At 45.9% G+C, this 19,219-nt stretch carries 15 protein-coding genes, 2 tRNA genes and 3 rRNA genes; 9 read left to right on the plus strand and 11 right to left on the minus strand.

Annotated features, from left to right (window positions below; all coding sequences use genetic code 11):
* Window positions 1–2: 2 nt before the first annotated feature.
* From pstB to V7O64_RS10660, 4 genes are read right to left on the minus strand one after another with little or no spacing between them, the layout of a single operon-like run.
* Window positions 3–773: a phosphate ABC transporter ATP-binding protein PstB gene (gene pstB / locus V7O64_RS10645; protein WP_407355374.1), complete on the minus strand. Its 771-nt coding sequence runs from the start codon at window positions 771–773 to the stop codon at window positions 3–5.
* Window positions 774–827: 54 nt separating this feature from the next.
* Entirely contained in the window at window positions 828–1,685 is an 858-nt protein-coding gene (pstA, locus tag V7O64_RS10650; RefSeq protein WP_407355375.1) for a phosphate ABC transporter permease PstA, read from the minus strand.
* A gap of 5 nt (window positions 1,686–1,690) precedes the next feature.
* Window positions 1,691–2,578, minus strand: coding sequence for a phosphate ABC transporter permease subunit PstC (pstC, locus tag V7O64_RS10655; protein ID WP_407355376.1), 888 nt, complete (start codon window positions 2,576–2,578; stop codon window positions 1,691–1,693).
* Window positions 2,579–2,601: 23 nt separating this feature from the next.
* Window positions 2,602–3,480 carry a PstS family phosphate ABC transporter substrate-binding protein gene (locus V7O64_RS10660; protein WP_407355377.1) on the minus strand — a complete coding sequence of 293 codons (879 nt, stop codon included), beginning with the start codon at window positions 3,478–3,480 and terminating at the stop codon, window positions 2,602–2,604.
* Window positions 3,481–3,688: 208 nt separating this feature from the next.
* Here V7O64_RS10660 and V7O64_RS10665 point away from each other — a divergent pair, with 208 nt between their 5' ends.
* Window positions 3,689–5,050, plus strand: coding sequence for a dihydroorotase (locus V7O64_RS10665; protein WP_407355378.1), 1,362 nt, complete (start codon window positions 3,689–3,691; stop codon window positions 5,048–5,050).
* Between the two features lie 83 nt (window positions 5,051–5,133).
* Entirely contained in the window at window positions 5,134–6,039 is a 906-nt protein-coding gene (locus V7O64_RS10670; protein ID WP_407355379.1) for an RAD55 family ATPase, read from the plus strand.
* Here V7O64_RS10670 and V7O64_RS10675 read toward each other — a convergent pair.
* From V7O64_RS10675 to eif1A, 4 genes are all read right to left on the minus strand, one after another.
* Complete coding sequence (locus V7O64_RS10675; protein ID WP_407355380.1) at window positions 6,022–6,717, minus strand: DUF1614 domain-containing protein; 696 nt, start codon at window positions 6,715–6,717, stop codon at window positions 6,022–6,024. The genes V7O64_RS10670 and V7O64_RS10675 overlap by 18 nt on opposite strands.
* A 69-nt stretch (window positions 6,718–6,786) precedes the next feature.
* On the minus strand, window positions 6,787–7,323 hold the full coding sequence (locus tag V7O64_RS10680; RefSeq protein WP_407355381.1) for a KH domain-containing protein: 537 nt from the start codon (window positions 7,321–7,323) through the stop codon (window positions 6,787–6,789).
* Window positions 7,324–7,339: 16 nt separating this feature from the next.
* Window positions 7,340–8,152 (minus strand): serine protein kinase RIO, encoded by an 813-nt coding sequence (locus V7O64_RS10685; protein WP_407355382.1) that lies wholly within the window; start codon window positions 8,150–8,152, stop codon window positions 7,340–7,342.
* A 9-nt stretch (window positions 8,153–8,161) separates the two neighbouring features.
* Window positions 8,162–8,479 (minus strand): translation initiation factor eIF-1A, encoded by a 318-nt coding sequence (gene eif1A, locus V7O64_RS10690; protein WP_407357328.1) that lies wholly within the window; start codon window positions 8,477–8,479, stop codon window positions 8,162–8,164.
* A gap of 642 nt (window positions 8,480–9,121) precedes the next feature.
* Here eif1A and V7O64_RS10695 point away from each other — a divergent pair.
* The 5 genes from V7O64_RS10695 (at window position 9,122) to rrf (ending at window position 14,124) form a co-directional block, all read left to right on the plus strand.
* Window positions 9,122–10,596: ribosomal RNA gene (locus tag V7O64_RS10695) — 16S ribosomal RNA — on the plus strand.
* A 94-nt stretch (window positions 10,597–10,690) separates the two neighbouring features.
* A tRNA-Ala gene (locus V7O64_RS10700) sits at window positions 10,691–10,763 on the plus strand.
* Window positions 10,764–10,886: 123 nt separating this feature from the next.
* Window positions 10,887–13,811: ribosomal RNA gene (locus tag V7O64_RS10705) — 23S ribosomal RNA — on the plus strand.
* 98 nt (window positions 13,812–13,909) lie between these two features.
* Window positions 13,910–13,981, plus strand: a tRNA-Cys gene (locus tag V7O64_RS10710).
* Between the two features lie 21 nt (window positions 13,982–14,002).
* A 5S ribosomal RNA gene (rrf, locus tag V7O64_RS10715) occupies window positions 14,003–14,124 on the plus strand.
* Together the 16S, 23S and 5S rRNA genes with 2 tRNA genes alongside form the textbook arrangement of a ribosomal RNA operon.
* Here the strand turns inward: rrf and V7O64_RS10720 are convergent.
* The 3 genes from V7O64_RS10720 to V7O64_RS10730 are packed head-to-tail and all read right to left on the minus strand — an operon-like array spanning window position 14,124 to window position 16,469.
* Window positions 14,124–14,297 carry a hypothetical protein gene (locus V7O64_RS10720; protein ID WP_407355383.1) on the minus strand — a complete coding sequence of 58 codons (174 nt, stop codon included), beginning with the start codon at window positions 14,295–14,297 and terminating at the stop codon, window positions 14,124–14,126. The genes rrf and V7O64_RS10720 overlap by 1 nt on opposite strands.
* 57 nt (window positions 14,298–14,354) lie before the next feature.
* Window positions 14,355–15,014, minus strand: coding sequence for a potassium channel family protein (locus tag V7O64_RS10725; RefSeq protein WP_407355384.1), 660 nt, complete (start codon window positions 15,012–15,014; stop codon window positions 14,355–14,357).
* Window positions 15,015–15,029: 15 nt separating this feature from the next.
* Window positions 15,030–16,469: a TrkH family potassium uptake protein gene (locus V7O64_RS10730; RefSeq protein WP_407355385.1), complete on the minus strand. Its 1,440-nt coding sequence runs from the start codon at window positions 16,467–16,469 to the stop codon at window positions 15,030–15,032.
* Window positions 16,470–16,614: 145 nt separating this feature from the next.
* Between V7O64_RS10730 and tgtA the strand changes: the two genes are divergently transcribed.
* Both tgtA and V7O64_RS10740 read left to right on the plus strand, forming a co-directional pair.
* Window positions 16,615–18,081, plus strand: coding sequence for a tRNA guanosine(15) transglycosylase TgtA (gene tgtA, locus V7O64_RS10735; RefSeq protein ID WP_407355386.1), 1,467 nt, complete (start codon window positions 16,615–16,617; stop codon window positions 18,079–18,081).
* Window positions 18,082–18,223: 142 nt separating this feature from the next.
* Window positions 18,224–19,168, plus strand: coding sequence for a UbiA prenyltransferase family protein (locus tag V7O64_RS10740; protein ID WP_407355387.1), 945 nt, complete (start codon window positions 18,224–18,226; stop codon window positions 19,166–19,168).
* The last annotated feature ends 51 nt before the right edge of the window (window positions 19,169–19,219 follow it).

The following is a 19,219-nucleotide window of genomic DNA, read 5'->3' on the forward strand; positions in this document are numbered from 1 at the left end:
CCTCACCCGAATCTTCCTGTAATATAGTCCTCAGTTGCTTTCTCCCTGGGGCTCTCAAATATCTGCTCGGTCCTGTCAAATTCCACAAGGTCCCCCGTCAGGAAAAAACCGGTGTAGTCTGAGATCCTGGCAGCCTGTTGCATATTATGCGTAACGATGACGATTGTATACTTTTTCTTCAGTTCAAGGATCAATTCTTCTATCTTCCCTGTGGATATGGGGTCCAGTGCACTGCATGGTTCATCGAACAATATCACTTCAGGCCTGACTGCAAGGGTCCTTGCAATGCATAATCTCTGCTGCTGCCCGCCACTAAGGTCCAGTGCAGGTACGTCAAGCCTTTCATGAACTTCTTCCCATAGGGCGCCTGACCGAAGTGCCTCTTCCACGATGGCAGACATATCCTTTTTGCTTGCCCCGTGAATTCGTGGCCCATAGGCAATATTATCCTTTATGGACATGGGGAAAGGATTTGGCTTCTGAAATACCATTCCCACCCTTTTTCTAAGATCTACAACATCAACATCCTTTGAATATATGTCCTGATTATCAATATGGACCTTTCCCTCTATACGACAACTCTTCACAAGATCGTTCATCCTGTTAAGGCACCTGAGGAAGGTTGATTTACCACATCCTGATGGACCAATGAGTGCAGTAACGCTGTTCTTTGGGATGTCAAAAGAGATATCATGCAGGGCGTGATTGTCACCATACCACAGGTTAAGGTCCCGTACCTTGATCTCTATTCCATTGTCGTGATTTTCTGGCATATTATGACCTCTTTATCTTAATGTTATCCTTATCTAAATCCTGGTCTAATGGAGTTATCTCCTCATTTTTTTGCGGTAATGGGTCCTTATGCTTATTGCTACGATGTTCACACCCAATACTATCATAAGCAATACAAGGGCAGTACCGTATTGTATCGGCCTTGTCTGGGCAATATTGGTGCCCGTTGTTGCAAGTACATACAGATGATATGGCAATGCCATGAATTGTGAATATATGGAATCCGGCAGCCTTGGAAGGAAATACGCAGCTCCTGTAAGCAATATGGGTGCTGTTTCCCCGGCGACCCTCCCTATGCTAAGTATCGCACCTGTTATCATGCCGGGAATTGCAGATGGCAGGACAACTCTTCTGATAGTATCCCATTTTGTGACCCCCAGGGCCAGTGAAGCTTCTCTGTATTCCTTTGGAACTGTAAGGAGTGCTTCTTGACTGGCTCTTATTATAACAGGTAATATCAATAGTGCAAGTGTCAATGAAGCAGATATTATGGACGGTCCGAATCCGAAATATCTTACAAACAACGCAAGCCCAAAAAGACCGAAGACCACAGAGGGTGTTCCGGCAAGATTGTTAATTGCCATTTCTATTGCCCAGGTAATTCTTCCGGGCTTTGAGTATTCTGTCAGATAAATAGCAGCCAGTATGCCAAGTGGCAGGGCAAACGATATAGAGCCTATGATCAGGTATATTGTTCCCATTATTGCAGGATATATGCCACCTTCGGTCATTCTGCTCCTTGGCATGCTGGTAATAAACTCGAGATTAATTACGCTGTAGCCATTGTATATTATGTAATATAGGATTACCAGGACAAAGGCAACAACCATTCCCATAGCTACCCTCAGCATTGCAAAGGCTATTTTCTCGTTAAGTTTTGCATTGGAAAACATGGTGATCACAGTTGGAACCTATATCTTTGTTTTATGTAGTTAGCCATGATATTGACAATGAATGTAGTTATGAAAAGAACCGAACCAACTGCAAAAAGCGCATGATAATGGTCACTTCCCATCGGGACTTCGCCCATTTCCAGCGCGATGGTTGCAGTCATTGTTCTGACAGGTTCAAACAATCCTGCAGGGAATCCCGGTATTACGGCTGAATTTCCTGTCACCATCATCACAGTCATGGTTTCACCGATAGCACGCCCTATTCCAAGCATTGTTGCTGCAGATATGCCTGAAAGTGCTGCAGGCACCGTCACCTTGTATATTGTCTGCCAATGTGTGGATCCCATTGCAAGGGCACCCTCCTTTATGGATTTTGGAACCGAACTTATGGCATCCTCTGAAATGGATATGATTGTAGGAAGTGCCATTATTCCCAGCATTATAGAACCTGTAAGTGCCGTCTGTCCGGTTGGCAGGTCCAGTGTTTTCTGTATATAGGGCACAAGTACTACAAGGCCAAAGAACCCGAATACAACGGAAGGGATACCTGCAAGTATTTCGGTAGTTGGTTTTAATATCTCTGCTATTTTTGGATTTGCGATCTCAGAGATGTAAATTGCTGCTGCTATTCCCAGCGGGACTGAAAACAGGATTGCTCCGATGGTCACAATCAATGAACCCAGGAACAATGGTAAAAGTCCGAAATATACTGGCTTTGCAGTGGGAAACCATTTCGTCTCAGTTAAAAAGCTGCTGAAAGGGTACTTTTCAAACAGCATTATTCCATCGCGGAATAAAAAGATACAAAGGAGGAATAGGGCTACAACAGCAACTATAGCGCATGCGAATAGCAGGGATTCAATACCCTTTTCCTTTATTTTTCTGTTTGACATCTATTCCTCCGGGAGTGATTTTCTTAGACCGGGAAATATCCCACATCTAATATTATGTCACGTCCTGTAGGGCTCCTAATGAAGTCCAGGAATTCCTTTGTAAGACCGGTGGGTTCCCCGTCTACATAGTACATAAGAGGTCTTGCAAGTGGGTACTCTCCTTCCATGATGTTCTCAGGGTTTGCCTCTACATAGCCATCTCCTCCATCAAGGGCAAGTGCCTTGACATTATCATTTAGGTATGCATAGCCGATGTAGCCTATGGCTCCCCTATTCTGTCCCACTTCCTGTACAATTCCCCCGGTTGCAGGCTGTACCAATGCATCTTGGCGGAAATTATCTCCAGTAAGCACTTCTGTCCTGAAATACTCATAGGTTCCTGAACTGCTGTCACGGGTGATTGCCGTGATTGTACGGTCCTCTCCTCCGACTTCTGCCCAGTTACTGATGCTTCCATCGTAGATACCTTTCAACTGGCTGAAGGTCAACTGGTCGACTGGGTTTTCAGGGTTCACTATGACTGCGATCCCATCAAAAGCAACAACCTGTAATACAGGGTTGACTCCATTTGCCTGTGCACTGGTCATCTCTGATTCTTTTATATCCCGTGAAGACATTGCCATTTTGACTTCTCCGTCAATGAGTGCGGAAATACCCACGCCTGAGCCACCGCCAACCACTGTGATACTTTTATCCGGATTTAAAAGCATGAATTCCTCAGCCATTGCCTGAGAGAGTGGCAGCACAGTGTCTGAACCCTTGATCATTAGGCTTGAATCGCCTGATGCCCTCTCATCACTATCATCACGGTCAACACAGCCAACACTGGCAAACGCAATTGCAATGATAAGGACTACAACTGAACTTATCATTATATTCTTCAGTAATTTTTCTGATATCATATTCTGATTCACCTTATGGTCTTTACTTGTCAGTGAACCATTACAAAATCGATACATAAGGGTTACGTACTTACAATATATATCCATATTTTCTCTATTTGCTAATAGGGTGGCTATATAGTACCTATATTGTCTATGTATTTTTCATTTTTTAAAGCTTCAAGCTTATCATAAAGGGCATATACCTTAACTGGAATATTAACTGACTATGCCCGATATTCTTATCAAGAACACGAAAGTCTTCTTCAACAATTATCTCCAGCCTGCCGAAGTCCTGATAGAGGACGGCAAGATCATAAAAATAGCTAAAGAGATAGATGTCCAGAGATTGAACAGAACTATCGATGCAAAAGGTGCATTGACCCTTCCTGCAGGAATAGATGTTCATGTCCACTTCAGGGATCCGGGGCTTACTGAAAAGGAAGACTGGTATACTGGTTCGTGTTCGGCTGCTGCCGGTGGTATTACTACTGTTGTGGATCATCCCAATACTATTCCTCCGACAACTGACAGAAAATCCTTCAGGGAAAAGCTGAAAATCGCAAATCGCAATTCTATTGTGGATTTTGGTCTTTATGGAGGGGTAACGGGCAACATAGATAAACTTCCTGAATTATGGGAGCTTGGGGCAACTGCCTTTGGTGAGATCTTTATGGCAGAGTCAACAGGTGCGCTGAACATAAATGAGAAAACACTTGATGATGCTTTAGCGGTGCTTAAAGAACTGGATGCACTTGCATGTATCCATGCCGAAGATGACAAGATAAGGCTTGAATGCGAGGCATTCCTGAAAAATGATATGTCTCCTGCTTCTCATTCAAGGGCCCGCCCTAACCATTGTGAAGCTTTTGCTGTTGAAAAAGCAATAAAGCTCATTAGAAAGAACCGTACACGTGCTCACTTCTGTCATATAAGCGCATTCGAATCCGTCGGACTTTTACGCAGGGAAAGGTATATTGAGATGAAAGAAGGCGTGTCTCCTGCAATCACAAGTGAAGCAGCGCCGCATCATCTGTTCCTTTCCACAAAGGACTGGGATCGTCTGGGTTCATATGGCAGGATGAATCCTCCTCTCAGGGACCGCAGAAGTGTCAAGATGCTCCTTAATGCTCTTAATGATGGCAACATTGATGTTGTGGCATCTGATCATGCCCCTCATACGGAAGCTGAAAAGGACACTGATATCAAAAGTGCGCCTTCGGGAGTTCCTGGTGTGGAAACGCTGATGCCTTTGATGCTTGTAGCAGTAAAGAGGAATCTGCTTCCTCTGGGGCGCATGATAGATGTGACCAGTAAGAATCCTGCGCGCATCTTCGGGCTGGATAGGTTCTCAAAGGGGTCGTTTGCGCAAGGTTCTGATGCAGATCTTATTATTGTTGATCCGGGCAATGTTCGTGAGATCAAAGGTGACGATCTTCATAGTAAGGCGGGGTGGACCCCTTATGAAGGAATGGATGGGATATTCCCCGAATTTACGATTGCCAGAGGCGAACTGATCTGGGATGGTGATATAATGGCTTCAAGGGGACGGGGAAACTTCCTTCCTGGAAAAGGGTTTGTAGGGGAATGATGTGTTCATAATATTTTGTGTATGTTCATAATACCATAACATTTTAAATATATAATCACCTATTATGTACACATGGTGGTGTGATGAAAACCAAATTCCCTATTCATACTACATTAAGTGCGGATGCAATAAAGGTCCTTGAAAGATATGAGAAAGAACTTGGTGCTAAGAACGTTGTCCTTGAAAAAGCACTCCTTAATCTGGATTCAACGCGTTTTAAAGCCAAGCTCGATACTCAGAACATAGACCGTCTTATAAAAAGGGTCCCTACGGGAATCCCCGGAATGGATGACTTTCTGGAAGGCGGGTTTCCTAAAGGATTTGCTGTAGTTGTGACAGGTCCCCCGGGTACAGGAAAAACGACATTCTCGATGCAATATCTGATGGAAGGTGTCAGGAATGGTGAACGGTGCATTTTCTTCTCATTTGAAGAACGGGCGCAACAGCTTGTTCAGCACTTTGCACGTTTTGGATGGGATGTCGGTAAGCACATTGATGATGGCTACCTGGAGATATTCGGGATTTCAATGCTGACCTCTGAAGAAATGATGGAGATAGTAGATTCTCATAAACCGGAGTGGGTTGTGTTCGATTCCATGAATGTTCTCACAGCTCCCGGGGATTTCAGAACCTCTACTTCATGGCGTGGCCTGCACAGGTTGCTGAAAAAGAATATGACAACTGCAATTCTTGTTACTGAGAAGTCCCATGGAATTGAAAAGAAGCAGTATGATGATTTTGATTTTCTGGGTGACGGTGTTATTTTCCTTGACTTTATCCAGACAAATGACATTGATACGACACCTATGCCGGTTATGGCTGTCCAGAAAATGAGGGCCACACGTGTTGATCATACTCCCCAACCTTTCCGCTTTACTAATAATGGTATAGCTAAATACAGGGCTCTGAATATTCCATCGAAAGTCCTTCAGGACAGGATAGAGAAGCGCAGGGCAGAAAGGCTTGGTATTTCAGGGGATGAAGTATGAGACTAAAGCTGCAATAATTGTTGTTACGTAAATTGCCCTGAAACTTCCTGCCCCACCAATGCTGATGAATGCACTACCGGTCCTTTCTCTGTTGAAGGTCATAACAGAGATTGTATTTCCTATGAGAATGCCCCCGACCCCGGCTATGAAAGCGATCGATGCGGCATTTTCCGGAGCCACTATGAGTGCGAATGGAAGTGCTGTCAATCCTATGTATCCCGGTATTATTGTTCCTACTCCTATCATCATTTCTGAGAGAAGGATGACTGCAACGACTACTATGAGCATTATCTGAAGTGCAGTGTTGTTTGGCTGCGTCAGGAGGAGGTAGATTGTTGCAAGGGCAGGGATCAATGCTCCTCCGGGGTTTACAGTAAGTGTGGTATCAAAGACCCTTTCTTTGCCTATGCTTAATTCCTTCACTATGGGTACGGAATATATGTCTTCAAGGATCGGTGCATATCTTAATAGTTGCTCTGGTTTCTTTGTACGGACTCTTGCTATGGGTATCTCTATCAAGGACCCCGCAAGCATAAAAAAGAGAATTGCCATCAATTGTATGGAGTTTATGGTGCCGAGGGATAGTTGTCCTTTGTAGCAAAGGGTTGCTGTGGGGAGCAAGATCAGTATAAAAGCTGCGTACATCCGGATTTCGGTTGTGTTGATATATCCTCTCATTTATACACCGTTCTTATTTAGGCACCAGAGGTATTAATATTTTTTCTGAGATATATTTTGTGTATCCACTCAGTAATAATCAAGCTGGGATTGGACCAGTTCCTGTCTTTTCTTCTCCAGGTAACTGTAGACACTTCCGTGTGTTGCTCCTTCGATGAGCATCTCAATTGCAGTCCTGGCTATCTGATTCCTTTCAGGTGTGCCTATCATGCTCACTGTCTTTCCGTAGACTGATAGCTTTACGCCTGTCAATCGTTCGGTTATTTCTCTTGTTTTCCCGTTCTTCCCTATTATCCTTCCTTTAAGCCGAAGTAGTTCTTTTTGTGTACTGGTATATTTTGATATGTCAATTACGTCAAGCATCAGCAGATCCTCGTCAAACATCGAGAATGTCTTGTCCGGGTTGAATCCTCTTGCAATTGCATTAACTATGTCTTCGGCTCTCATGGCACCAACAGGGTCATCACCGGGAATAATCTCCACGGTTCCGTTTTCACTATCTATGTCCAGTTTGGCTGTTGATTTGTCCTCAATTATCTGTTTGACGCGACCCTTTGGTCCGATTATGGCGCCGACTCTGTCTTTAGGAACTTTGATGTGTGTCATATCGATCTACCTTTGCTTATTTTGAATCAATTATTTGCGTTTTTTCTTCTTTGTTCCTGATTTTAGAGTATAATTCCTGCGGATCATCGTCAATGCCGTATTTTCTGAAATATCGCGTAATGTTTTCGATATCTCTCAGAAGGAATTCTCTTGATCGGGGGTGTTGTAATGTTACTGATTGTCCCATGTCTATGAATACGGTGTCTTTTTTATCTGGTATTATTAGTATATTGTATTCGCTCAGGTCTCCATGTATCAGGTCTGCTTTGTTGTACAGAAGGTCTATATAAATCATGATAGTATCATATATCTTCTTAGCATCTTCTTTTTCAAGAGTGATATCCTTTAGCAGAGGGTATGGTTTTTCATCTTCTCCCATAAATTCCATAACCAGGATGTTCCGTTCTGCAACGATGGGTTCTGGCACCCGGACTCCTGCTTCTTTTGCACGCATGAGGTTTCTCTGCTCTTTTTTTGTCCATGCAAAGATGATGTCGCGTTTTGAATGCCTTATGTTCCTGAAACGGGGATCACCCAGTATGTAGTCTTCCATCGAATTGAAAGTGCTTGAAGATATTCTGTATATTTTGACTGCAACATCCTTTTCTTCTCCTTCTGCAAGGAATACATTTGCCTCCTTTCCGGTGCTGATGGATCCTCCCATGGCATCGATTATTCCTTTGTTGGAGAGGATGTAAAGGGTTTTCAGGGTTGGTTCGTCGAATACGTTCTCCCTTACTTTCAGTGTATCGGTATCCTTGCGCTTCATGCGCAGCTTATCCACTTTAGTGTCGATACGTTCAACTTTTCTTACAATTTCTTTTTTCATGATCCGTGCTTATGATTTCAGGTATCCCTTGCGTTCCAGCCAGTTGACCTGTGGTCGGGTATATTTCCATATTACGTCAGCTTTTTCGTTCTGGATCTCCCAGGGCACTGCAATTACGATATCTCCTTCTCTTATCCATGTTTTCTTTTTCATTGAGCCGGGTATTCTTCCCATTCTCACTATTCCGTCCATACATCTCAGCTTTACATGATTTGCACCGAGCATACTTTCAACGATTGCCAATACTTCCTTGTTTTCCTTGCGGGGGGTGCGGACTCTTGTGACTTCTGCAGGTTCCGGGTTATTGTTCTTTTTTTTGGTTTGCAGGTTGATTCCTCTCTTCTATATTGTATTGAGTAGGTTTTGAGTAGTGCTATGTCACTGATATTGTTAAAGGTTGCGTATCTCTGCTTGTGTTTTGGGTTATGGTTTATTTATTGGCTCTTTTGATTTAAAATGGCATTTAAAAATTCAAAATTAATTGAGTACGATATCTTTATATCTCATGATTCTTATCTAGAAAATCCCACCAATGCGGTCGGATGTTTTCCTTAAAGCGTCTACCCTTTGGCAGTTATATCTCAATATTGACGCAGACCGAAAATTCCATATAGGATCATAACATAAAGATATAATCCGAGTGGAAGTGCGGGATGGGTTAATGTTGCCTCAAAGGCCCCCTTTCCCTTCGAACCCTCTGGTTCGAAAGGTATATATACGAATACGGCCTTTGAAGGAGTCCGCGCAAATCGCGCGAAACACTTACAATCACCGCCTTTTAACAAGTGGGGACAGAAGCTTTTTCTGTCCGACGTTGGATTTGGCAGTTCGGTTAATTCTGACCGGTAGTGTTTAACTACAAACTTAAAGGAATTAACCAAACTAATGTGCAGAAAGGAAGTATACTCTCAAGAGAGTTCTTTCCGATCGATTCCTTAATTGACTTCCAAAATTTGTGTGTGATCAACAATTCTGGTTGATCCTGCCAGAGGTCACTGCTATCAGTGTTCGATTAAGCCATGCGAGTCAAATGTTCTTCGTGAACATGGCGTACTGCTCAGTAACACGTGGATAATCTGCCCTAAGGTCAGGCATAACACCGGGAAACTGGTGATAATTCCTGATATACCATAGATACTGGAATGTTCTGTGGTCAAAAGCTCCGGCGCCTTAGGATGAATCTGCGGCCTATCAGGTCGTAGTGGGTGTAACGTACCTACTAGCCGACGACGGGTACGGGTTGTGAGAGCAAGAGCCCGGAGATGGATTCTGAGACATGAATCCAGGCCCTACGGGGCGCAGCAGGCGCGAAAACTTTACAATGCGGGAAACCGCGATAAGGGGACACTGAGTGCCAGCATACAATGTTGGCTGTCCGCATGTATAAATAGCATGTGTTAGCAAGGGCCGGGCAAGACCGGTGCCAGCCGCCGCGGTAACACCGGCGGCCCGAGTGGTGGCCACTATTATTGGGTCTAAAGGGTCCGTAGCCGGTTTGATCAGTCTTCCGGGAAATCTGACAGCTCAACTGTTAGGCTTCCGGGGGATACTGTCAGACTTGGGACCGGGAGAGGTAAGAGGTACTACAGGGGTAGGAGTGAAATCTTGTAATCCTTGTGGGACCACCAGTGGCGAAGGCGTCTTACCAGAACGGGTCCGACGGTGAGGGACGAAAGCTGGGGGCACGAACCGGATTAGATACCCGGGTAGTCCCAGCCGTAAACGATGCTCGCTAGGTGTCTGGGATGGTGCGACCGTTTCAGGTGCCGCAGGGAAGCCGTGAAGCGAGCCACCTGGGAAGTACGGCCGCAAGGCTGAAACTTAAAGGAATTGGCGGGGGAGCACTACAACGGGTGGAGCCTGCGGTTTAATTGGACTCAACGCCGGAAAACTCACCTGGGGCGACAGCAATATGTAGGTCAGGCTGAAGGTCTTACCTGAATCGCTGAGAGGAGGTGCATGGCCGTCGTCAGTTCGTACTGTGAAGCATCCTGTTAAGTCAGGCAACGAGCGAGACCCGTGCCCACTGTTGCCAGCATATCCTTAGGGATGATGGGTACTCTGTGGGGACCGCCGCTGCTAAAGCGGAGGAAGGTGCGGGCTACGGTAGGTCAGTATGCCCCGAATCTCCAGGGCTACACGCGGGCTACAATGGCCGGGACAATGGGTCCCTACCCCGAAAGGGGTTGGTAATCTCATAAACCCGGCCGTAGTTCGAATCGAGGGCTGCAACTCGCCCTCGTGAAGCTGGAATCCGTAGTAATCGCGTTTCAATATAGCGCGGTGAATACGTCCCTGCTCCTTGCACACACCGCCCGTCAAACCACCCGAGTGAGGTATGGGTGAGGGCACGGACCAAGTGCCGTGTTCGAACCTAAATTTCGCAAGGGGGGTTAAGTCGTAACAAGGTAGCCGTAGGGGAATCTGCGGCTGGATCACCTCCTAAGCAGATCGGCAAAACGCCGATCACCACAACCGGTCAGAAATCGAAAAACTGTCAGATCCAGAATGAAGATCCACAACATAAGGATCGTTCATGGGCTTGTAGATCAGTTGGAAGATCGTCGCCTTTGCAAGGCGAAGGCCCTGGGTTCGAATCCCAGCAAGTCCATTATTCAGTGCACCCGGCAAGTAATGTTGCCGGGGAAGGATGAAGTGGTCGGCGACCAGGCCGGCTGCAATGAGATCGTGTATACGCATGCATATATCAGACGCTCACTGGACAAAGTGAGATGGACTCTGGTAAATATGCCTTCAGGTGGATGGCTCGGCTCAAGCGCTGATGAGGGACGTGCCAAGCTGCGATAAGCCCGGGGTAGGTGCATGGAGCCTATGAACCCGGGATCTCCTAATGGGTCTTCCTGACACGTTTTACGTGTCGATCATCAATGATCGGGAACGCCCCGAATTGAAGCATCTTAGTAGGGGCAGGAAAAGAAATCGAAGAGATACCGTTAGTAATGGCGAATGAACACGGTACAGTTCAAACTGAATCCCGCCGGTAACGAGCGGGAGATGTGGTGTTGTAGGTTCTTTCTAAAGGTCCCACTTGGTTGGAGTTTAACTTTTCTGGAACGTTAGACCACAGAGTGTGATAGTCACGTAAACAACGACCAAAGGATCTGGATTATAACCTGAGTAACGTGGGTCGGAATTCCCGCGTGAATTTGGGAGGCACCAACTTCCAAAACTAAATACGACTTGAGACCGATAGCGAACTAGTAGGGTGACCGAAAACTGAAAAGTACCCCAAGAAGGGAGGTTAAAAGTGCCTGAAACCTGGAGGCGATGGAGCGATATGGCGTTAAAGGATCTTTGATGCGAAGGAAACAGTCGCGAGGCTGCTGTACGGGCATCACTGCCAATGTCATATCTTACGTTTTGAAGAACGGGCCAGGGAGTGTATTCAAATGGCGATGGCTAACTTTCAAATAGGAAGCCGAAGCGAAAGCAACATGCTCGCAGCCGTAAGGCGAGGAGCGACGTATACAAGTGCGTGGAGTCATTGGGATACGACCCGAAGCCGGGTGATCTAGGCGTGGGCAGGTTGAAGCGTGGCGAAAGCTACGTGGAGGACCGCAAGCGGTATTGATCTGCAAATCATTCGTGTGACCTGCGTCTCGGAGTGAAAGGCTAATCTAACCCGGCATCAGCTGGTTCCTTCCGAAACATGTCGCAGCATGACCTGATCGGAGATAGTCGGTGAAGTAGAGCACTGATTGGTGGTCCCGGGGAAGAAATTCCTCAGCTACTTGTCAAACTCCAAACTCACCGTCGTCTGAGAAGATCGGAGTCCGGACTACTGGGGTAAGCTTGTAGTCCGTAAGGGAGACAACCCAGCCCGTGGTTAAGGTCCCAAAGTGTCGACTAAGTGTTAATACTAAAGGGCGTCCTAAGCCCTAGACAGCTGGAAGGTTAGCTTAGAAGCAGCTATCCTTTAAAGAGTGCGTAACAGCCCACCAGTCGAGGTTTGGGGCCCCGAAAATGGACGGGGCTCAAGTCGACCACCGATACCACGGAGCACCGCAAGGTGATCTCGTAGGAAGGCGTTGCGTTCGGGCAGAAGCAGGGCTGTGAAGTCCTGTGGACCGTGCGGAAACGAAAATCCTGGTAATAGTAACAGCATAGATAGGTGAGAATCCTATCCGCCGAAGGGGCTAGGTTTCCTCGGCAATGATCGTCAGCCGAGGGTTAGTCGGTCCTAAGACGTACCGTAATCCGAGTACGCCAAAAGGGAAACAGGTTAATATTCCTGTACCTCATGACAATAAACTGACGTTTTTGGGCAGGCTGAGCGGCGTCGTCGCGCCGTCTAAGCACCGAATCCCGTGGAGAGCCGTAATGGCGAGAAGCGGGCGAATGTGTTATGGCGAAAGTCAGCTGCACCCGGGAACCCGTGAAAAGGAAGTCATGGGTCCGTACCGAGAACTGACACAGGTGCCCCTAGCTGAAAAGGCTAAGGCGTGTCGGAATAATTTGGCTAAGGGAATTCGGCAAATTAGCTCCGTAACTTCGGGAGAAGGAGTGCCTGCTGTGAAGACAGCAGGTCGCAGTGACAAGAGAGCTCTAACTGTCTAATATCAACATAGGAGATCGCAAACCCGTAAGGGCTAGTACGATCTCTGAATCCTGCTCAGTGCAGGTACCTGAAACCCCGGTTCAACGGGACGAAGGGCCTGTAAACAGCGGGGGTAACTATGACCCTCTTAAGGTAGCGTAGTACCTTGTCGCTTAATTGGCGACTTGCATGAATGGATCAATGAGAGCTCTACTGTCCCTAGCCAGAGTCCGGTGAAGCTTACTTTCTAGTGCACAGTCTAGAGACCTCTAGGGGGAAGTGAAGACCCCGTGGAGCTTTACTGCAGCCTGTCGTTGGGTTGTGATTTTGGATGTACAGTGTAGGTAGGAGACGTCGAAACCGGTGCGCCAGCATCGGTGGAGTCGCCATTGGGACACTACCCTTCTGAAATTACGGCCCTAACTCCGAGAGGAGGACCCCGATAGGTGGGCAGTTTGCCTGGGGCGGGACGCCCTTGAAAAGATATCAAGGGCGCACAAAGGTTGACTCAAGTGGGTCGGAAACCCACTGAAGAGTGCAAGAGCATAAGTCAGCCTGACGTTATTCAGCACAGTAGTGGATGACGAGACGAAAGTCGGTTCTAGCGAACTTTTGTGCTCGCTTGGTGCGAGCCAAAAATGACAGAAAAGTTACCCCGGGGATAATTGAGTTGTTGCCGGCAAGAGCACATATCGACCCGGCAGCTTGCTACTTCGATGTCGGTTCTTTCCATCCTGGCCGTGCAGCAGCGGCCAAGGGTGAGGTTGTTCGCCTATTAAAGGAGATCGTGAGCTGGGTTTAGACCGTCGTGAGACAGGTCGGTTACTATCTACTAGAGGTGTCAGTGGTCTGAGGGTAAGCTACTTTTAGTACGAGAGGAACAGGGTAGCGGCGCCACTGGTGTATCAGTTGTCCGACAGGGCACTGCTGAGCAGCTACGCGCTAAGGAATAAGAGCTGAATGCATCTAAGCTCGAAATCTGACTTGAAAAGAGACCACATTAAGGATCCCGGTACAAGACCGGTTTGATAGGGTCGGGATGTACGCACCAAGGCAACGAGGTGTTCAGTCCGCGGCTACTAAAAATCCGTGCCTGTCCGTCTTGCTTTGTCCAGGCGAAATCTGATATGTGCATGATGATATACACGAACTTTCCAGTAAAGTTTAAATGCAATGGATTCATTCATGAATCGCTCATTGCCAAGGTGGCGGAGCGGCTACGCAATCGCCTGCAGAGCGATTCCATTCCGGTTCGAATCCGGACCTTGGCTTTACTGTTCATCATGAGAGAGTTTGGCGGCCATAGCGGCAGGGCAATTCCTGTACCCATACCGAACACAGAAGATAAGCCTGCCAGCGTTCCTTACTGTACTGAAGTGCGGGAGCCTTCGGGAAATCTGGATCGCTGCCAGCTCACTCATACAAATTATCTTTTTTCCTTTCTTTTTGCTTTTCAGCAATTATTTTTACTTTTGTTTTCTCTTTGTCAGTTTCATCTTGGCATAATTTGACATAAAGTAATTCCGCATATATCTCTAAATACGAATATAATCCCATGCAAAGCTTCAGAAAGTCATCTTTGTGCATCTGCTTTTATTGTCATTCGATTAAAGAGCAGAGTTTTTCTGCAGAAACAATAAAAGTTCATTCTTTTATGATTCTTCCCATGGATTCATTTACATCCTGAATAAGATCTGCTTTTGTAACAATAATCACTTCGTCTTTTTCCTTCAACTTAGGGTCATTTTTAGCAAGTATGAACTCACTTTTACGATATATACCGATAAAAGCACTATGCTCCGGTAGTGATATCTCTGATAGCCTCATGTCAATTACATTTTCTGAAGCTATCACTCCCATAAAACGAACATCTGAACGCACCAGATTACTCAGCTCTATTGTATTTATCCCCCTGAGAACGTCTGATATGTATCTTGAAGAAATACTTGACGGGTTGATCATGTAATAGAAACCAAGTTTATTAGCCACATCCATGAACTGTTGATCGTCTATTTTCAGGATGATCTTCTCTACCTTTGCATCCCTGGCAATCAAACCAATGAGAATATTGTTCTGATCATTGTTCGTACAGGCAACGATTGCATCTGCACTGGCAAGATCTGCTTTTTCAAGAATATCGGGTCTTGTACCCTCGGCATTTATCACAGTGCAGTCCAGTGTTTCTGCAAGTTCTTTGGCTGTTGTCTCATCCTTCTCTATAATAATGACTTCTCTTCCCTGTTCGATCATGTTCTTTGTCAGAAGTATACCAAGTGAACCCGCGCCTACTACGATTATCCTCATATTTTCACCTTCCTTTTATTGGCTCTTTTTCCTCTTGATCCATGTACCTGGAATAAAAAGCAATACCAATGGTATTATTTCTATCCTTCCAAACAGCATGTTTATTATCAACACGGTCTTTAGCACAACAGGCATTGATCCACTGGTAACGCCTGCAGAAAGTCCAACAGTGCTCAAAGCGCTGGATACCTCGAATACAGAACTGCTTGTATCCACTCCATACAACATGAAAATGAATGATGATATCACCAGGATCAACGTGTAGAGCAACATAAATGATACAAGGTTGTATATCTCTTCACTTTCTACAACATGATCCTCTATTTTAATAGGAGTTATCGTTTCTCTTGGAAGGAATACTCTCAATAGCACATTGTTCACTACCTTGAATAACAAAAGCACCCTGAATATCTTAATACCGCCTGCTGTAGACCCAATGCTCCCTCCTATCCACATTAGAGATATCAAAACTGCTTTAGAGGCTTCTGACAGTATAGACAGATCAAATGTGGAGAAACCTGCTGTAGTAATGGCAGAGATCATATGGAAAACATTGTGCTTTATGATATCGTTTTCAAAATTCCCACTTGAAAGTGTGTATCCAAATATAATTGTTCCCAATGCTGTAATCATCAGGAGATACCGGAGTTCCTGGTTCCTGTAAAATTTCTCCGGATTTTTGAACAGATACGGGTAGAGCACAAAACTAACTGCACCCAGCAGGCATGATATACTGATGGCTGCAGGTATGAGCTTTCCCTGGTACGCACCAATGCTGTCCGTATGGGTTGAAAATCCTCCGGTTGAAACACAACTGAAGGCATGGCATACAGAGTCAAATAATGACATCCCGCTGATCAAAAGCAACGCTATGGACGCCAGTGTTATGATTATGTATACTTTGCCAAGTGTACGTGTTGTGGCTATTGCAGTTGGTTTTATTTTCATGTCCCCATAATTGGCTTTATATATCCTGAAAGCTGTAGTTCCAGGTCTTATCAGGACAGAAAGGACAACAAGGATGATGCCTATTCCTCCAATCCACTGCCCCCACGATCGGGCAAACAGGAAAACAGGTCCCATGTCAGCTGGTGCAACACTGAGTCCTGTTGTCGTAACTGCTGACACACTTTCAAAATAAGCATCAAAGAACGGCATTCCTGTTGAAAGTGACATCGGTATTGCACTTATGAATGCAGAAACCGGAAAAACAAGAGCTACTATGATGACAGCCTCTTTTGTTTCCAGATCATATTCAGGTAAGGCCCGGTAGATGACAGAACCAAGAATGAACACTGCAACAGCAGTAAAGCCATAGTAGGTGGCTGCTTCTGTATTCCTCAGGATCAGTGCTACGATCATGGGAACAAGCATCACGAATGTGAAAGCTATTAGGAAATACCCCATGTACTTAACTACAGCCTTGTGGTTGACAGGTGTGTGCAGTTCGTACATATAATATAATGATGCATGTAACTTTATATATCGTGCGTAAAAACATGCTTTAACTTTACTTTATATGATATCACTCATCTCGCATGTCCGTTTTTATGTTCCTCAGAGGAAGCTTAAATATATCTTAAACCCCATCTACAGGCTCATGTCATCACAATTCGATATAATCCATAAGGATGCTGCAGGGCGCATCGGTAAACTGACAACACCTCATGGGGTGGTTGAGACTCCTACTGTAATGCCTGTCATCAATCCGAATATACAGACAATAAAACCCTCCGAGATGAGGGAATTCGGTGCTGAGATACTTATCACCAATTCATACATCATCTATCGCAAGGATGAATTAAGGGAAAAGGCCCTTAAAGATGGACTGCACGCTCTTCTGGACTTTGACGGCCCCATTATGACAGATTCCGGTTCATTCCAGTTATCGGTCTATGGTGAGGTAGAGGTCACCAATGAGATGATAATTGATTTCCAGCAGAAGATCGGAACTGATATCGCTGTTCCTCTGGATATTCCTACGCACCCCGATGTGTCCTATGAGAAGGCAAAGGAAGATATGGATATCACTATAGAGCGGCTCAAACAAGCAAGGCAACTTGTAAAAGGCGATATGCTCCTTGCAGGTCCGGTGCAGGGTGCTACTTATAAGGACCTGCGGGAGGAATGTGCCCGCGAGCTTTCAGATGTAGGTTTTGATGTATATCCTTTCGGGGCAGTTGTGCCGCTGATGGAATCGTACCGTTATGCCGATCTGGTGGACGTTATAGCTTCTGCCAAGAAGGGCCTTGATCCGACAGCTCCTGTTCACCTATTCGGTGCCGGGCATCCCATGATGTTCGCACTGGCAGTTGCCCTGGGCTGTGATCTCTTTGACTCTGCAGCCTATGCACTGTATGCAAAGGACAGGCGCTACATCACATCAAGAGGCACATATCATGTGGATCAGCTCAAGTACCTGCCGTGTTCCTGTCCCGTATGTATGGCCCACACTGCCCAGGAGCTGAAAAAGGCATACAACTGTACAGAGCTTCTTGCAAGGCACAATCTCTATGTGACCTTTGAGGAAATACGTGAGGTTAAGCAGGCTATATGGGAAGGCAACCTCCTGGAGCTTGTGGAACAGCGCTGTCGCTCACATCCCCGGATGCTGGAGGCATTGAAGCAGATGTACACTTATTCTCCGTGGCTGGAGGAATGCGATCCATCCTCCAAGTCCACTTTCTTCTACTGCGGACCGGAATCATCCAGGCGCCCGGAAGTGCTGCGTTTTGGCAGACAGCTTGATAGATTCACTATTGAAGGTTCAGTGCTTATCAGGGCATACCCGACAAAAAAGGACAACGATTATGATAATGTGCTTATATTCAAACCCCCGTTCGGTTCTTATCCCCAGGAACTGGCAGAGGTCTATCCTTTCAATGCAGAGGTTGTAAGGACTCCTGACTATGAATCTTTGCAGAGTGCTTACATGAACACTATAAGGCTTGTGGAACTGAACCCTGATGCAGAGTTCACTTTCCTTATGCATGAGAGGTTCGATCATCCTCTCGTGGAAAAACTCAGGAACATGGATAACTTCACGCTATCTAATGGTATTGAATAGTAAGGGTGAATGAAGCATGTATCAGCTGGTTATCGATTCACTTGCTTCACCAACCTGTCCACTTATTTTGTTCTCACCTGCCCAACCCTAATGCTAATATACGATACTGAGGATTACAAACTATAATCTATTGGTGATATACTTGGTTTCCACTTCAGGCTCTAAAACACGAAATCCCTATCTTGAACTGTTAAGACCGGAAATTGCGGATATGGATTTTGCTCTCCCGGCAGCAAGTGCCCTGCTGGCATCCTACCTTGCAATAGGCTCACTTCCGGATCCTTTCCTTTTCCTCATTGCAGTGATAGGTGGTTATGCAGCAATCACAAGTTCCTATGTGTATAATGATTGTTGTGATATTGATATCGATAAGATAAACCTTCCTAACCGACCACTTGTGGCTAACCGGCTAAGCCGGTCACAGGCTATGAAATATGCAGGCTTCCTCTTCCTGATAGCCAGTGCAGCAGCTCTTTACCTGAATCCAGAATCATTCGTTGTACTTGTTATTGCTGTGGTAACCATAAGTATGTACTCAAAACTCGCAAAAAGAATGACATTCTTAAGCTTTGTTCCAGTGGGAATAGCATACGGGCTTGTGCCCATCGGCATATGGCTCGCCTTTGACCCGGCGGGAATTCTTAAAAACCCGGATTACGGCTCAATACTTCCACTTCCTGCCATATTCCTTGGCCTGATGATGTGCTTCACAGACTGGGGTTTCACGCTCTCAGGCGTTGCCAGGGACGTTGAAGGGGACAGAGCAAGAGGAGCACCCACATTCCCGGTGACATTCGGGGTCCCTGCAACAGCAAAGTTTGTGACACTCATGTGGGTGGTAGGGGTCATTGCCTCTATTGCCATCGGACTCACAGCAGAGCTTGGGCCGGTCTTCTTTGCAGGAGCATTGCTTGCAGGTGGGTGGATGCTCATACAGTCCTTTGATTTTATAAAGAACCATACACCGCAGCGTGGAGGGAAACTGTTCCTTCAGGGCTCAAGATACAGGGGTATAATGTTTGGCTCGCTCATACTTGATGTAATACTCCTGATACTTGTTCCGGCATATTCCGGTATACTCTGGTAATGATAGATGATAACTTATAGATATAAACCGGGAAACTGGTCGAACGAGGTT

This window comes from Methanolobus sp. WCC5 (assembly GCF_045690325.1).
Taxonomy (GTDB): domain Archaea; phylum Halobacteriota; class Methanosarcinia; order Methanosarcinales; family Methanosarcinaceae; genus Methanolobus.